Here is a 15764-nt window from a genome sequence, read left to right as displayed (position 1 = left end):
CACCTCTTCCCAGAGTATAGCATAATCCTTACAAAACATAAGTCAAGTTTGCTCAATTATAATTATTTATTAATGTTTATGATTCGTTTCACCCGAAGTAAAATTAGGAAAACATTTTCTACAGGTTTATTCAGTGCTTCTGTCATTGCTTGTTGGTAAAGTCTTAGCTGTCCTTGATATTTTTGGACGATCGCGTCTATTTCTGCTGGATCATCCGGATGTAAAATGAAATCTGTTTTAAAATCATAGATATGGAGATGATCTTTTTCTTCTAAGTATCCATCGACGATTCCGTGGATCAATAGCTCATCTTCCTGATTTGGATAGTCTTGAAATACTTCATCAGCAGAAAGCAGCATGGAAAAAGGTTGTTCCCGTTTTACGTTTTCTTTGTTGGCAATCAATTGTTGCCCAAGTTCTGTTTGAAAGAACCATATAATAGAAGAAACATCTACTTTTTTTGCGACCTTTTCGTCTATTAACCGTTTCTTTACTAATTCCTGCAACTTTTGATTGATGCTCTCTGTAGTTGGCATCTCTAATGGCAGCAATTGCAATAAAGCATGGGTAGCTGTTCCAACAGCAGCTGCCGACACTTGCCGATCTTTTTGTAAAAATTTTGGTTCTGCTAGTTGTTCTTGCGTATAACGGAATTGACGAGATGCTGCCTTTGTCTGACTACTTTCCAGAGTCAAACGTGATTCTTGTGTATCATCTGGATCTTCGAATAATCGTTTGATCTCAGATACAGATTGATAACTTGTGGTTTGCGAAGAAGCCTGATAAGGATATTCATAGGCTAGACGTTTTTGTAACGAATCTGCTAATACAGTTTCCTTTTCTTTCATCTGCTCATCTAAGTTAACCAGTTCTTTTTCAGCAAGCAACTGTCTTTGTTCAATGATTGATTGCTGATTCATCCATGAAATGGAAAACTGTGCATTTGAATCTTGAAGGAGAGAAGTCGAAACTTCTTCCTCTAAGTATTTCTGCATTTCAGGATGACGGATCAATCCGTAACCAATCCAATTCATCAAGCTGCTTCTGCCCTTCAAACGTAGCGCAGGATCAAAAACCAACTCCTCATGATCAGCTGCTTCAGACCACGTTTGGATCATTTGCTCTTTATTTTTATAGGAACCGACAATGAAAAGCTTTTGTTCTGCCCGAGTCAATCCTACATACAATTTACGCATTTCTTCCGACAACAATTTGTTTTGCTTTGCCAATTTGATGGCTTGAAACGGTAACGTATCATATAACACCCGTGTTTCAGGATCCATATAGCGAATACCTGCTCCAAGTTTTTCTTCAAAAGCATACCGATTGCGCAAGTCTTGTAAGTTAAATTCTTTCGTCATATCTAACAAAAATACAACTGGAAATTCCAAGCCTTTACTTGCATGGATCGTCATTACGCGAACAGCATTATCTTCTATTGAAATGACTGGTTCTGCTAAGTCTTTATCTTTTTCTTGCATTTTTTCAATGAAACGCACGAACTGATATAATCCTCTGAAAGAACTTTGCTCGTAAGCTTTGGCACGATCGACCAATGCATAAAGGTTGGCTTGTCTCTGTGCCCCTGCTGGCAGACCGACCACATACTCTAGATATCCCGTCTCATAATAGATATCCCATAACAAGTCAGTGATCGAAGAACGGCGAGCAAGTTCTCGCCAATGATCTAGTTGTTTGCCAAAATGTTCCAGCTTAACCGCTAATTCATCTTCGTTTGATGCTTGATAAGCAAGCACGGCATCATAGTAAGTATGTGCACGGTCGGCTAATCGGATGCTGGCTAATTCTGGTTCAATCAAACCCACGACTGGCGAACGCAATACAGCCGCAAGCGGAATATCTTGATAGGGATTGTCAATTAATTGCAGCAGCGAGATCATCGTGCGAATTTCTGTCGCTTGAAAATAGTTTTGAGCATCATTCATCTCCAATGGAATATCCAATGTTTTGAAAATCTCTAAAATCGTTAAGTTGTTCTTCTTTGTAGGTGTCAAGAGAACAATGTCTCTGTATTCTATCGGACGACTTTTCTTTGATTTTTTATCATAAATCATAAAGGAAGAATCAATCAATTGACGAATCTTCAGTCCTGTCATAAAAAGTTCGCCTTCTGTTTTGTCTTCCAGTATATCGTCAGTCGGAATCTCGATCTCTGATTCTTCCTGTTCTTTTTCATAGATCATGATTTCTGGCTCAAACTGTTCATTCTCCGGAAAGTCTGAGAATCCCTGTATCAGTTTGGCTGCTTCGTCATAATTGATTTGACCCACTGCTGGATCCATTAGTTGTTCAAAAATAAGATTCGTAAAAGAAAGGACTTCTTTTCTAGAGCGGAAGTTCTCAGCCAAAACGATCCGACGTCCGCCTTCTTTCTTTGAAAAATTCTCGTATTTCCCGATAAATAAACTAGGATCTGCTAAACGAAAAGAATAAATGGATTGTTTGACATCTCCAACCATAAACATATTTCCTTTTGTATCATCAGGTTCTCTTAGCCAGTATAAAATGGCTTCTTGTAATTGGTTCACGTCTTGATATTCGTCTACCATTACTTCTTTGAATTTTTTTCGATAATGTTTTGAAGCTTCACTTGGCAGCCATGCATCTTTCGTTTTTTCTGTGAGAATCTGCAACGCTAGATGTTCCAGATCATTGAAATCCAACACACCTTTTTCCCGTTTACGCATACTGAAACCGTCCATAAAGCTTTGCGTGACTTTTGTCATTTCTTCGACTAACGGTAGTGCTTTTTCCGTTAATTCTTCTATTTGGCTTGGTGAAACAGGAAAGTAACTTTTACTTATCTGCTGAATCAATTTTTTTGCTTTATCCCTCATGCCCTTGACTTCATTGGATATTTCTTTCAATTCTGCTTTACGACTGCTCTTAAAAGTTGAAAAAGTCAGTTGTTCCAAACTAACATAAGCTTCTTCTAACCGATCTTGCGAGAAAGCTTCATAGATATTTTTGATCTGCTGTTGTTCTCCGGCCACTTGCTCATGCATTTTTTCTAATCCTTCACCTTGTGCTAACTGAGTCATCTGTTCATATAATTGTACACATTGGTATATATCTGCCAAAACTAAAGGACGGATTTGTTCTTGATATAATCGAGATTTCGCTAACCCCTCAGTCAAACGATAATTATCGCTTAACTGTTCTAGCCATTTTTGGGGGTCAGGGTTGGCACGGGCAAACTCATAAAGAGAAAACACCAGATTCGTCAAGCCGTCATCTGAACGATCATTAGAAAAGTTCATTGTTAATTGGAAAAATCGTTCATCATTTTCTGCATAAAGTGCTTCTCTCAGCTCGTCCCACACATCCTCCTTCATCAAGATCGTTTCTGTTTCATCTGTTAACATGCGAAAGACCGGATCAATATCAATTAAGTAATAATAACGTCGAATAACTGTTAGACAAAAAGCATGTAAGGTTGAGATATTCGCTGTGGGCAATAAAACTAACTGCTTAGTAAAATGCTGTCTTCGTACAGGGTCGCTTTCGCTGTTGACCGCTTCTTGTAATGCCTCTTGAATTCTTTCTTTCATTTCTCTTGCGGCTGCTTCAGTAAATGTCACAATCAGTAATTCATCGATATCAAAACCCATTTTTAATTTTTCAATCACTCTTCGAACAAGCACTGTAGTTTTACCTGATCCGGCAGACGCAGAGACTAACAAATTATCTCCTTGATCGAAAATCGCCTGCCACTGATCATCTGTAAATCGTTCATTTTGCGGTTTTAAAGGAATTTGATTCACTCTTCTTCACTCCTTTTCAATATTCTGCGCAGTGCTTCTTCCTTATCTATTTTCTCCAGACGGTGGTAATTATTTTCTTTCAGCATCACATCAAACGTACAGATGCTTCTGAATGGACAAAATTCGCAGGCAATTCGCTGTTTATCTTTATAAGCTGGGTTCAGTTTGATTTCTCCGGAAGTGATTGCATCTCCAGCTAACCGCATATTTTCCCGATTATGCGCCATGAATAGTTGCAGTTCTTCTTCCGTGAAAAATTTATCTTTGCTGAAACTACCTTTTTGGTATTCATCTTTCGCATTTTTTTTCACTGGATAGATCAGTGATTGTTCTTTTGCTTCCAGTGAATGATCTAGTACTTCTAAAAGAGCGGGATCATCGACAAAAACGCCATCATAACTAAATTTTTTCAATGTATTCTTCTCTACATCATCTGTCTCTGTCAATACAGGATTATGAACATGTAAATAATAAGAGCCTGCTGGTTTAACAGCCGCCTTTCCAGTCAAACGTACCGCATCCATCAATGCTACGTCCAGATACGTCAATAATTGCATAGCCATGCCATAATAAGCTTCTGTGACATCAAATGAACGTCCACTAGATTTGTAATCAATAACGCTTAACCAAGTGTCTTCTTGTTCAGAAGCTACATCAATCCGATCGATTTTTCCTCGAACGTGGAGTTTACCACCATTACTCAACGGTAATTCCAGACCTGTGATACCTTTTGCTCCAGCAATCTGACCAAATAAAATCTCCGTCTGAAGAGGATGCATGCCCGTATTTTTGCTCTGTTTGTGCAAAGCCCATGCCACTTTTTGGATCGTCTGTCCTAATTGATAGCGGATATAGTTCATTCTTGCAGAACTATCCAATATCTCAAACCGAAGTTCTCCGAACACTTCTTGCAGCACTTTTTCAGTAAAGTCTTTACGCTGCGCATCGGTCATATTCACTAAGGATAATTGGTTTGAAAACAATAGCTTGAAGAAACGATCCAATGATTCATGATAAAAATCACCTGTTGCTGCTGGAGTCAGACCATAAACAGTTCGTTCTTTCAATTTCAAACCAAATTGCATGAAGTATTTGTATTCACAATTATAAAAATTCTCCATACGTGAAATCGAAGTATAAATTTCTTTTCCATAAAGTTCTTCCGCCATTTTTTCTGGCATCGAAACAGGCACATTCAAATGTTCCTGACTTTCAAAGATTTGTAAAGCAAAATTGCGCCATGAGGAATTCAGTACTAATTCTTTGAGCTTTTGCCAGTGTTTTGGTACAGGTTTCTTTTCATCTAAAGCTAATCGATAAATCCTATTGACTGTATTGATTCCGCTTCTGTAAGTTCCTACATAACAATCAGGATCGCTTTCGATCGTCAAATGCTCTTTTCTCTCGACGGGAACTGATAAATATTCTGTGATTCTGCGTAAATAAGGAGACATCTTCAGTGAACCATCTGTGTCATAGCTTTGTGCATAGCTAAGATATAATCGATCCGTTCCGGAAAGAAAAACAAGGTAGGCTTGGAAAGGCTCAAAAGAGATACTTTCTTTTGATGGGTCGAATAAAAACTGTCCATCTGGCAAAGCTTGATTTAATACTTCTCGTTCTTCACTAGACAACAATCCTTTTGTTTCTTTACGGTCTGGAAACACTTGATCATTCAAACCTAATGCAAAAGTGACGGCAGCTTGATTCGGTCGAACTAATTCCAAACGGTTGATGCGCACTTGGTCGATTGCGGTAGGGATTTTACCATAACTTAGATTTTCTAGACCACTCGTAATGATTTCTTGGAACAGTGACCAGTCAAAAGCTGTTTCACCATAAATGACTACATATTCATCCAGCAGATCAATCAGCGCTCCCCATGTCTGCTCATGGTTTCTTGCCGCTTCTAAGTTTCCTCTATCTACTTCCTGATTACGCCAAAACAATAATTGTTGCTGTACACCACTTTGGATCAAAAATTGATAAAAAACATTTGCGGCCGCTTGTCCTGTTTTGCTTTTCTTTATTTTTTTAAAAAATGCAGGTACAGATTTCTGAAATAATCGTCTAATCGTATTTGACTGTTCTTCCAGATGCTGCACGTCTTCAATCTGCTCTGCTTCAAAATCATACGCTACAAACTGCCAATCTTTTTCACGCGTCCAGTAAGTGCCTTGATAATTATAAGCAAGTGCGACATTTTCTGTGATGTCCAATTTTTTCCTGAATTCATCTCGTTCTTGTTTCCATTCATCCAGTTCGGTTTCTGTTTCCATCGATAGGAACAATTCCGTCTTGAAAAAACGCATAATATCACTTAGCCGATAAGAATAGCGGTCAAGAGCGAACAGACTGTTGATCCATTCAATCAGCGGATGATTTTCCATCATTTGTTCTTCATCGATATAAAATGGAATCGCCATTTCTTGAAAGATTGGTCGAAGAATATTTCCATATAAGGACATATTTTTTGTCAGTACTTGGATATCACGATAACGGTAGTTTTCTTCACTGACTAGCCGTCTGATTTCAACAGCTAACTGTCGGACTTCCTCAGTTGGATTTTCAGCTTCCCACAAATGGAGAGCCTCTTGTTCCCCTAATTTGCGGACGGTTGCTTTCTTTTGGCTAGAAGTCTCTTCCCACATCGTTTGCAGCAACTGCAGCGCTGTCGGACGATTCTGCTCTGGCGCAAAACGATCTACTAATATAGGAACTTTCCGTTCTCTCGCACTTTGAAAAAGACGGAAATAAAGCTTTCCAGTCTCATGAAAGAGCGTAAGTACTTCTGGAAGATCCGCTGTATAAGGACGATCCAACAATAAATCGACAACTAATTGCCCCTTTTCCATCATCGCCTGCAGTAATTGATACTCTTGCCCATTGATTCGGGAAAAACCGCTGACGATAAATTTGACGTTGGTGAAATCTTGTGTCTGCATATAATTTGCCAGTATAGCCAGTGCATCTTCATTTGATAGGGCACGTTCGGTCAATTCGCTGTCATAAGCTGAAAAAATCAGCTTCAAGTCTTTCATTTTAAGTTGCTGGTCTTCTGCATTCGGTGAATCACCAAATAAAAGCATCAAGTCTTCCGGTTGAATATTCCCTGTGCGCAATTCACTATAGAGTTCTTGCAATTGGCGAATAAATCCTCTTTTATTGATTTCTCCGCGAAAGATCGTTAATTCTTCCTCATGTTTTTCTAAAATCTGTCGCAAGATCATCGCAGACCCGGATTCTGATAATTCATTTCCTGTAAGAAGGGTTGTCTGTTGCAGCAAATACCAAGCCAGACGGTAAAAACTGAATACTTGAACATTTGTTGTGCTGAAAGCTTTTTTCCCGCTTCTTCTTCGCATCTCCGCTAAAATTTCTTGTTCCTGTTCGAATTTGCTGTAATTGGGAACAAGGAAAAATACTTGGTTGCTTGCATCTTGGTCGAGCCAAGCTGACGCTTCGTCGATCAAGACTTGACGGTGATCTTTTTTCCCGTTTCCAAGAATAAATTGTAAAGACATGCTTTTCCTCCTTCAACACATGATACGGTGCTTCTTTATTATATCAAAAAATACTGAACATTTGTTCTATATTCTTCAAATTATATACTTTTATGGTTCTGATATTTCTATCTTTTTTGAGTATACGCAAAAAGACAGGAATCGCTACAAATAAGCAATTCCTGTCTTTTCGTGAGTTGATTAATGGATAGATCCCATTAGTTTTTTGATTGGTTCTTTCACAGTAAATAGCAAGATACCACCAACGATTGCTACTGCACCGATAATACCGAAGTAGGCAGATTCTGTTCCCGGTGTGTAGAAGCGTGCAATTTGTGCATTGATTGCTTGTGAAGAAGCATCAGCTAAGAACCAAATAGCGATTGTTTGTGATTCAAATGCTCGTGGTGCTAATTTCGTTGTTACAGACAAACCAACTGGTGAAAGACACAATTCAGCAATAACCACGATGAAGAAACTTCCTAACAACCACAATGGACTTACTTTTCCACTTGTCCCATAAAGCATACCTGGCAACATCAATAGTAAGTATGATAATCCTGCAAACAAAAGACCAAGAGAGAATTTCACTACTGTAGATGGTTGGCGTTTGCCAAGTTTTGTCCACATTGTTACGAATACCGGCGTCAAAATAAAGATGAAAATCGGATTCAATGATTGATACCAGCTTGCTTGGATCGTCACACCAAATAGTGTAGATTGCGTACGTTCACTAGCAAATAAAGCTAAAATAGATGAACCTTGTTCTTGTAATGACCAGAAAATGATTGCTGCAAGGAATAATGGGATATACGCCCATACTCTTGGTTTTTCTTCAGCAGTTACATCTTTTGAAGTCAACATTTTGATAAAGTAATACAACGGTAAGATGATCCCCAATACACTGATTGTATTGACAAAAAAGTCGATTGTCAGATGACCAGTTAATTGTGCCCCACCGAATACTGCAGCGATAACAACAAGTGCGATGATCAAGTTACGGATGAATCCTTTACGTTCTTCAGTTGTCAAAGGATTCGGCGGTGTAGTACCCACTCCGTCTAATGTCTTGCGTCCTTGGATGATGTATTGTAATAATCCAAAGAACATCCCAATAGCAGCTAAAGAGAACCCTAAATGGTAGTTATATTCTTGACCGATTGTCCCAACGATTAGTGGTGCTAATAATGCCCCTAAGTTGACACCCATGTAAAAAATCGAAAATCCTGCATCTCTTCGCAAATCAGTCTTTGAATAAAGATGTCCGACCATGCCAGAAACGTTTGGTTTCAAAAAGGCGGTTCCGATAATAATCAATGCCATTGAAACAAACAATGTACTTACACCAAATGGTAAAGCCAAGACGATGTGTCCAAGCATAATGAAGACTCCACCAAAGAATACAGTGCGTTTTGCTCCTAACATTCGGTCAGATACCCAACCGCCGACGATACTAGACATGTAGATCAGCGATCCGTATATCGACATGATAGCTAATGCTGTTGCTCGTGGTAATCCAAGTCCCCCGTTAGCAACTGTATCGTACATATAATAGATAAGTAATGCACGCATACCATAATAACTAAATCGTTCCCACATCTCAGTGAAGAACAAAGTTGACAATCCCTTCGGCTGCCCGAAGAAGCCCTTGTCTTGCTGTTTTTCCATAATCTATACCCCAATTCTTTAAATTTTCAGAAAATATTATACATCTTTACCGAAAAATTTAACTAAAAAACTTATTTAAGAAATATAAACTAATTTTCTATAAAAACAAGTAATTTTTAATGGCAATATCATAAAAAAAAGAAGATAGAGATTTAATAATTATATATCAGCTGTTTTTTTCAAATAAGCAAAAATTCCTAAAACACAGCAATGAAAGCGATAACCATAAAAATCCTTTTCTAACGATTTCCCTTATTAAAATTGTTTTTTTTACTTCGCTTATTTTTTGTGAGCATATCTGTTTACTTACTTTTTGTAAGATGATATACTTCATTTCGTAATCAATTAAAAAAATGCAAAACGCAAATCAAAGGAGAAATTTTATTATGACAACTTTTACTGACACTTTAAAAAACCGCCGTTCAATCTATCATCTAGGACGTAACGTTTCACTTTCTAATGAAGAATTGACAGCTTTGATCAAAGAAGCAATTAAAGAAAGCCCAACTGCTTTCAATGCTCAATCAACACGCGCAGTTATTCTTTTCGGAGATGCACATGAAAAACTCTGGGAAATCACTGAAGAAGCACTTCGCCCATTGACTCCAGCAGAAGCTTTTCCAAATACACAAAACAAATTAGCTGGTTTCAAAAATGGTTATGGTACAGTATTATTCTTCAAAGATACTGACGTGGTAAAAGGTCTACAAGAACAATTTGAATTATATGCAGACAACTTCCCAGATTGGTCAGAACAATCAAACGGAATCGCAACAGCGAACACTTGGGTAGCATTAGTTGATAAAGGATTGGGCGCAAACCTGCAACATTACAACCCAGTTATTGACGAAGCAGTTGCAAAAGAATGGAATATCCCTTCAAACTGGAAACTACGTTCACAATTAGTATTCGGTTCACCAGAAACACCAGCTGGGGAAAAAGAATACATGAACGATGCAGATCGCTTCCGTGTATTCGGATAATTTTACTTGAAAAAAACAGAGGTTGTGACAAACATCTTGTCGCAACCTCTATTTTTTATTCTGGATCGATCATAATATCAATCTCCGCCTCATCGTTCAAGCGTTGGGACAAAAATGGAACTAATTCTTCTAATGATGCAGAAAATTTCAGCATCGGTCCCCGCCATCCGTTTCGGAAAAAATTCATTTTTACAATTTTAGAACCTTTTGGTTGGTACAACACGATTTTATTGATTTCAGAAAAAGGAACACCTTTTTTATCAAAGCTATTCAAGACAAGCCCTTCTTCTGTAATTCCTCGACTGTCCAACAAAAAACTAATAAAAATCATCGCTGACAAAATCCCTTTTGCCAATTCATCTGCTGTAGGCTGACTGATGAGTGTGTACCAAATGACTAGTACTACTAAGAATGGTATGACCAAGTAGACCCATCGATTCCGAACAGTCCGATAAATAATTTCTTTTCGCACCAGCCAAAGAAATAAGAACATAACAACAACGAATAAAAACAATAGGACCGTAAAAAATGTTACCATGACAACTCGCCTCGCTTTTTCTTCTCCTGAAAACAGGAAAAGAATACTGATTTACCTTCTCAAAGAAATTGGACTTGCAGCACGCCGCACGTCCAATTATTTTCTTTATTCAAATGTATCATATTTTGCAACAACCATGCTTGCTTTTTCATCTAATAACTCTTGATCCTCTGCAGCACATTGGGCAACTTTGACCACGGCACAGTTTGTCATTTTTGATACAACTTCACCAACGACCGTTTTTGTAAAGCCAATTGGTTTGCATGCATATTGTTCTCCTAAATTAATCATTTCTTCCGTCATCAAAATCCTCCTAAACTGCTGGAACTTTTCTCCATATTACAATTGCTATTTTTTGGAGATTTAACTATTTGATTTTTTGTTTACAGTCAAAAATCAACCTTACAGGCATTATAGCGTACTGTTTTCGTTTTCACAATTAAAACAGCTGTTGTATCTAGAAGAATTTTTTCTAAAATAATAAATAATATTCCTCAAAAACTGATTATTTCTTACATATTTAAATAAAATACTTCCCTTCCCAATAAAAATACACTTATAATAGGAAAGATAAACAGCTGAAAAGGGAGATTTCCAATGAAGAAAAAAACATTAAAAAAACTATTGTTTCTAGGAGGTACAGCTACTCTTTTATTAAGCGGTACAAGTTATTACCTACATATCCATTCTCCAGAACATACAATGAATACTACACAAAAAAGTTCAACACAAAAAACGAAAAAAACAAAAGAGAAAGCAGAAGTTTTGCTAGATGTTCCATTGGAGAGCCAGTTTGACTCTCCTTCTCTAGAAAATGGCTGCGAGGTCACTTCGCTTTCCATGCTTTTATCTTTTTATGGTTATGAAACGACTAAAAACCAGTTAGCTGAACAATTGGATTACGTCCCTGTTTTCAATGCAGATGGGACTCATGGCGATCCTAATGAAGGATTTGTTGGAGATATCAGTGGCGGAGACTGGGCTATGGGCGTCTATGTCCCTCCTATTGCCTCTCTTGCTCAACAAATCGTCCAAACGGATTATCATACTTTTCCAAAAACAGACGCTCAACTAGATGATATCAAAAAAGCTCTATCTAAAGGAAATCCTGTATGGACTTCCGTGACTATCAATTTTGAAGTCCCTGATGAAACTGATTTTATGACTTGGACAACAAACAACGGAGAAGTAAGAGTCACTCCACTTGTTCATGCTTGTGTAGTCACTGGATACGACAAAGAGAATATTTACGTCAACGACCCCTATGGCGTAAAAAATCGAGCAGTACCGATCAATGATTTTTCGGCCATTTTCACTGCAATGGGCGGACAAATGCTAACTTTGGAGAAAAGCTAGTAATTAAAGTAAAAATCCCTTATACTCTAGATACCGAACCTTTGAAGGGAGCACAGATAATGGAAAAATTCACTCATAAAAAAATGGATCCAAATGAAATTCCGATTATTTTTGTCCGTGACCGCAAAGGAAATGTTCAAGGTAAAGTTTCTATTAATGAGTGGAACGAACGGCGCAGACCTGCTACCCTCAATGAACTAGAAATCAAACTGTATCGTCAAGCTCTTGTCTATTATGGAGACCAAGAGTATGGAAAAGCAATCGATTTATTAAAATTTCTAATCGCTCGAACAGAGTACACCCACTTTGAATATATCGAGCGTTTAGCAAACATTTACCATATCATGAATGAACCTATCAAAGAATATCAGTTGCTTGACTCCGTCTTGTCAGTAGCAGAGCGGATTGCCCTTCCTGCTGGACTGGAAAAGAAACTGGTGCGTCGCCTTTTACGAGTAAAACAACAACTATCTGATCAAGAAAAATAACTTGCGTTTTTTTAGAAAAGTGCTATGATTATTTTGTTGAATAAATGGGATGTAGCCAAACTGGTAAGGCACTTGACTCTGAATCAAGCAATTGTAGGTTCGAACCCTGCCATCCCAATTTGATGTGCTTGTTGATAAGAAATGAACCCCTGAAAAAAGAATGATCTTTTTTCAGGGGTTTTTTGGAATATTTTTATTATTTATTATTTAGTTTACATAACTTTATTATAATCAATAATTAAATCTGTAGCACTCATACAGTAGATTTAGCCAATAATTGCTAATGCTTTTTCCGGAACTTTTTCTCTAGGAACTTCTTCATACGTTTCTATGTGTGCTCCTTTATTGCTGATTTTCAAATAATGATTTTCTTTTAACACAGAAAGTCCATTAAATTCAATTGTTCGTTCTTCCCCATCGGCATTAGCAGCTTTTTGAACATACCTTGCCGTTCCATGTTCATTTACTTCCTCTGGTTTTTGTGTTTTTACATAGACCTCACCTTTTTCAACTAATGGATTTAGTTGGTCAAGTATACCAGGGATTTCCCCGTAACTTCCTTCAGTATAGTATTTCAGTCCAAATAGCAAAATACCACTAATCGCCGCCAATCCTATCAAATATTTAATCACTTTCATCTTTCTACCTCCTTGTTATATATCCAGTATATGGGGCAATTAGAGAAATTCCATCCGTCCTAAGTTGGAGATTTTTCTCCTACTTTAGAAGCGAGAAACAAGTGTTTTTTTAGCAAAAATGATCGTTATTTGATATTATGGTGATGTGGATAATTTAGATTTTCTCGCTTTATCCATGGAAAAAAATCAAGTTGATGGCAAAGGATGTGTTCAAAATGAATCAAGAAGAATTATTTCAAAAAGTCAAGGAAATGATAAAAGGCGGCAACTTCGACGGCGCAAAACGATTTATCGAAGAACATAAAGAACAACTAGGTCCTTACAAAGAGAAAGCACAAAATCTTCTAAAAGACGTAAATATCGACAGTGTGAAAGACAAGTTCAAAAATCTATTTAATAAGTAGGAATTTTCATTTCTGGAACACCGTTTGTCCAGAAGAAGGGACTGTGACACGACTTTTGTCACAGTCCCTTGTTTTTCCTGAATCATCCTTACTAAAATAAGCGTGTCGGATCATAGTGATAAGTCACATTGCCGTTCAGCGATGCTTTTCCTACCACATATTTACGATTCTCCAATTTCAGCCATGCTTCTCGAAAAGCCATCAATTCTTCTCTTTTTACATCGATTTTTTCGATTTTTCCATCAATCAAATCTTGGATAAGTTGTTCATATGGATTCATTTTTTTCCTCCATTTACTGTTAATCAATAAGTTGTAAAAATAGGTTCATATGCCTTTTTAGTATCCAGATCTTCTCTGACTTTGACTGTCGTATAAATAATTTTTTCTACTGGGATACTATAATAACTACCTTCACCGTTATTGAATCGGTGAACGTCTTTCTTTGCTAAAATACCATTGATTTTATTCGTCAGTACACGTTGTTCGACACTATTGCTTACAACATAGTAAATCACCCGAATATTATTGATTAAATGCAAATCGATTTCTAACACTACATGATCCATGAAAATTCCACTCCTTCTTTCACTTTGATTATAGCAATTTTCCCCTATAAATTCAAAATCAATACATATTTTACTGGATAAATCCATAGAACTGCTTGCGCCTTCACGCACAAAGTGTTATTTTGTATCTTGGACTTTATTTATTGGAGGCAATAGTATGATCGCGATCGGTCAGTTCGTTTTTTATATTCCTTTTTTTATTATGCTAAGCATTCTTTTCTATTACATAAAATGGACGAAAAAGAAGTTTTCAGTTTTACTGGCCTCTTTACCTGCCGTATATTTTACTTATCAGATTTTTTCTTTTAGACATTGGGAAACAACATCTGTATTAGTGATACACATCATCGAATTGACGCTTGCAGTAGTTTTTCTAATCATTTGGATCTATTTTTTATATAAAAATCAGAATTGAATCCTAGCAGTTTCAAAAGAAAACGATTAAAGATCAGCAGAGATTTGCTGTATCTTTAATCGCTTTTTTCTATTCTGTGATACCAAAAAAATGTTTGAATCGATGAAGAAGCGTTCCTTGTTTTAATTCTATAAATTCTTGTGCAATCGGATATTTTTCTTCCAAATTTTCTTTGTTCTTTTCAATCAGACTTTTTGCTTCTTCATATTTTTTATCTGCACATAATACTTTTACTTCCTGTAAAACTTTTCCTGCTTCCATTTACCTCACCCTCTTGCCTTTTTTATGGCTTTAAGTTTGATTTAAGCTATACGCATTATTTTATATTCATCCCAAATAACCTTTTTTCATTTTTTACTCCTCGAACCAATCAGTTTTCTAAAGACTGATTGGTTCATCTTTTTTATTTTTCATCCATTTTATGCTGCTCTTCTGCTAATTTGTCTAATGCTTTAATGGATGTGACAGTTTTCGCATAATCATAGCTGTATAATTCTGTAAATTTATCAGGCAGAACAAACCACGCTGGATGGTAGCCGTTCGCAGTGATCGGGAATCCTTTGTCTTGTTGATTATCTCCATCCCACCTTACAGCAACACCTTTTTTTCCTTTCCACTTTATTAAAGCAATCGAGTATCCTTTTTTTGTTTGTGTGCCGTCTTCAATAATTGCTAAAATTTCTATTTTTTCTTTTGGTGCACGAACTTCTTGAGGGCGAACCATTTTCTATTCCTCCCTTATCTAATTACTTCACGACCAATACACTGCAAGGGGCATGTGAAACGACATAAGAAGCGGTCGATCCGACTAGTGCTTGTTGTATCGCTCCTTTTCCTGTCGCTCCCATAACGATCAAATCAATATTTTCTTGTCCAGGGATGACATTGGCAATCAAATTTCTTGGATCTCCAGTTTCAACTATTGCATGGATCTCAGCAATGCCGAACTCTTTGGCATCATTGATTTTTTTCAGCATGGCTACTTCTGTTCTTTGTTTTTCATCTGCATAGATTTTTGAAAAGGCATAGGCACTATGGGTCAGCTCAACTTTGTTGATGATTGACACGATAAATAAGTGGGCTTCATTGTCCTTTGCTAAGTCAAGGGCTTCAGCGAACGCTTTGATCGATTGTCTTGATCCGTCAACTGCTACCATGATGTTCTGGTATCTCTTACTCATTGGAACCGCCTCCTTTTTCTTTTATTGTAACATCTCAAGCAAAAATACAAAAAATATACGCAATGTGTAAATAAAATGATAATTAATAGCAATTTTTTTCAAGTTATTTATACATTTCTGTTCTCATTAGAACACTTGTTCTAAACCTATCATTTCTGCATTATGTGGAATTTCTCATCATTTTTCACATGAGATGAACATCATTCTGTTACAAAAAACGTGGATTTGTCATAAATTG

At 37.0% G+C, this 15764-nt stretch carries 16 protein-coding genes and 1 tRNA gene; 6 read left to right on the top strand and 11 right to left on the bottom strand.

The features are described 5' to 3' along the window. Positions 1-62 precede the first annotated feature (62 nt). The 3 genes from addA to HMPREF2988_RS01505 form a co-directional block, all read right to left on the bottom strand. Positions 63-3785: a helicase-exonuclease AddAB subunit AddA gene (gene addA / locus HMPREF2988_RS01515; protein WP_070769872.1), complete on the bottom strand. Its 3723-nt coding sequence runs from the start codon at positions 3783-3785 to the stop codon at positions 63-65. Beyond that, positions 3782-7309, bottom strand: coding sequence for a PD-(D/E)XK nuclease family protein (locus tag HMPREF2988_RS01510; RefSeq protein WP_070769871.1), 3528 nt, complete (start codon positions 7307-7309; stop codon positions 3782-3784). Before HMPREF2988_RS01510 ends, addA begins: the two co-directional genes overlap by 4 nt. A 180-nt stretch (positions 7310-7489) precedes the next feature. After that, positions 7490-8956, bottom strand: coding sequence for a peptide MFS transporter (locus HMPREF2988_RS01505; RefSeq protein WP_010732688.1), 1467 nt, complete (start codon positions 8954-8956; stop codon positions 7490-7492). Between the two features lie 386 nt (positions 8957-9342). Here HMPREF2988_RS01505 and HMPREF2988_RS01500 point away from each other — a divergent pair, with 386 nt between their 5' ends. Then, complete coding sequence (locus HMPREF2988_RS01500; protein WP_002309425.1) at positions 9343-9939, top strand: nitroreductase family protein; 597 nt, start codon at positions 9343-9345, stop codon at positions 9937-9939. A gap of 55 nt (positions 9940-9994) precedes the next feature. On the opposite strand, the gene HMPREF2988_RS01495 is transcribed toward HMPREF2988_RS01500, so the two are convergent. Continuing rightward, positions 9995-10477 (bottom strand): hypothetical protein, encoded by a 483-nt coding sequence (locus HMPREF2988_RS01495; RefSeq protein WP_002315109.1) that lies wholly within the window; start codon positions 10475-10477, stop codon positions 9995-9997. 105 nt (positions 10478-10582) lie between these two features. Continuing rightward, positions 10583-10780, bottom strand: a complete 198-nt coding sequence (locus HMPREF2988_RS01490; protein WP_002315110.1) for a hypothetical protein — start codon at positions 10778-10780, stop codon at positions 10583-10585. 294 nt (positions 10781-11074) lie between these two features. Here HMPREF2988_RS01490 and HMPREF2988_RS01485 point away from each other — a divergent pair, with 294 nt between their 5' ends. The 3 genes from HMPREF2988_RS01485 (at position 11075) to HMPREF2988_RS01475 (ending at position 12439) form a co-directional block, all read left to right on the top strand. Beyond that, a complete protein-coding gene (locus HMPREF2988_RS01485; RefSeq protein WP_070769870.1) occupies positions 11075-11833 on the top strand; it encodes a C39 family peptidase in 759 nt (252 codons plus the stop codon). 59 nt (positions 11834-11892) lie between these two features. Next, on the top strand, positions 11893-12321 hold the full coding sequence (locus HMPREF2988_RS01480; protein ID WP_070769869.1) for a hypothetical protein: 429 nt from the start codon (positions 11893-11895) through the stop codon (positions 12319-12321). Positions 12322-12366: 45 nt separating this feature from the next. Further along, positions 12367-12439 (top strand) — tRNA-Gln (locus HMPREF2988_RS01475). A gap of 148 nt (positions 12440-12587) precedes the next feature. Here the strand turns inward: HMPREF2988_RS01475 and HMPREF2988_RS01470 are convergent. Continuing rightward, the gene (locus HMPREF2988_RS01470) at positions 12588-12959 is read right to left on the bottom strand and encodes a YxeA family protein (protein WP_002315113.1); all 372 of its coding nucleotides are present in this window, start codon (positions 12957-12959) and stop codon (positions 12588-12590) included. Between the two features lie 215 nt (positions 12960-13174). On the opposite strand from HMPREF2988_RS01470, the gene HMPREF2988_RS01465 reads away from it, so the two are divergent. After that, positions 13175-13363, top strand: coding sequence for a hypothetical protein (locus HMPREF2988_RS01465; protein ID WP_002292937.1), 189 nt, complete (start codon positions 13175-13177; stop codon positions 13361-13363). A gap of 91 nt (positions 13364-13454) precedes the next feature. Here the strand turns inward: HMPREF2988_RS01465 and HMPREF2988_RS01460 are convergent, their stop codons facing one another. Together HMPREF2988_RS01460 and HMPREF2988_RS01455 are read right to left on the bottom strand one after the other, a co-directional pair. Next, positions 13455-13643: a hypothetical protein gene (locus tag HMPREF2988_RS01460; RefSeq protein ID WP_002288067.1), complete on the bottom strand. Its 189-nt coding sequence runs from the start codon at positions 13641-13643 to the stop codon at positions 13455-13457. Positions 13644-13666: 23 nt separating this feature from the next. After that, positions 13667-13930: a hypothetical protein gene (locus HMPREF2988_RS01455; RefSeq protein ID WP_002292935.1), complete on the bottom strand. Its 264-nt coding sequence runs from the start codon at positions 13928-13930 to the stop codon at positions 13667-13669. A gap of 157 nt (positions 13931-14087) precedes the next feature. Here HMPREF2988_RS01455 and HMPREF2988_RS01450 point away from each other — a divergent pair, with 157 nt between their 5' ends. Then, positions 14088-14345, top strand: coding sequence for a hypothetical protein (locus HMPREF2988_RS01450; protein ID WP_002292934.1), 258 nt, complete (start codon positions 14088-14090; stop codon positions 14343-14345). A 69-nt stretch (positions 14346-14414) separates the two neighbouring features. Here the strand turns inward: HMPREF2988_RS01450 and HMPREF2988_RS01445 are convergent, their stop codons facing one another. From HMPREF2988_RS01445 to HMPREF2988_RS01435, 3 genes are all read right to left on the bottom strand, one after another. Then, a complete protein-coding gene (locus tag HMPREF2988_RS01445; protein ID WP_002315115.1) occupies positions 14415-14606 on the bottom strand; it encodes a hypothetical protein in 192 nt (63 codons plus the stop codon). A gap of 142 nt (positions 14607-14748) precedes the next feature. After that, positions 14749-15069 carry a hypothetical protein gene (locus HMPREF2988_RS01440; RefSeq protein ID WP_002315116.1) on the bottom strand — a complete coding sequence of 107 codons (321 nt, stop codon included), beginning with the start codon at positions 15067-15069 and terminating at the stop codon, positions 14749-14751. A gap of 22 nt (positions 15070-15091) precedes the next feature. Beyond that, complete coding sequence (locus tag HMPREF2988_RS01435) at positions 15092-15526, bottom strand: universal stress protein (RefSeq protein WP_002292929.1); 435 nt, start codon at positions 15524-15526, stop codon at positions 15092-15094. Positions 15527-15764: the final 238 nt, after the last annotated feature.

It is taken from the genome of Enterococcus sp. HMSC061C05 (genome assembly GCF_001814765.1).
GTDB classification, from domain to species: Bacteria; Bacillota; Bacilli; order Lactobacillales; family Enterococcaceae; genus Enterococcus_B; species Enterococcus_B lactis.
This window is presented reverse-complemented; position numbering and strand designations above follow the sequence as displayed.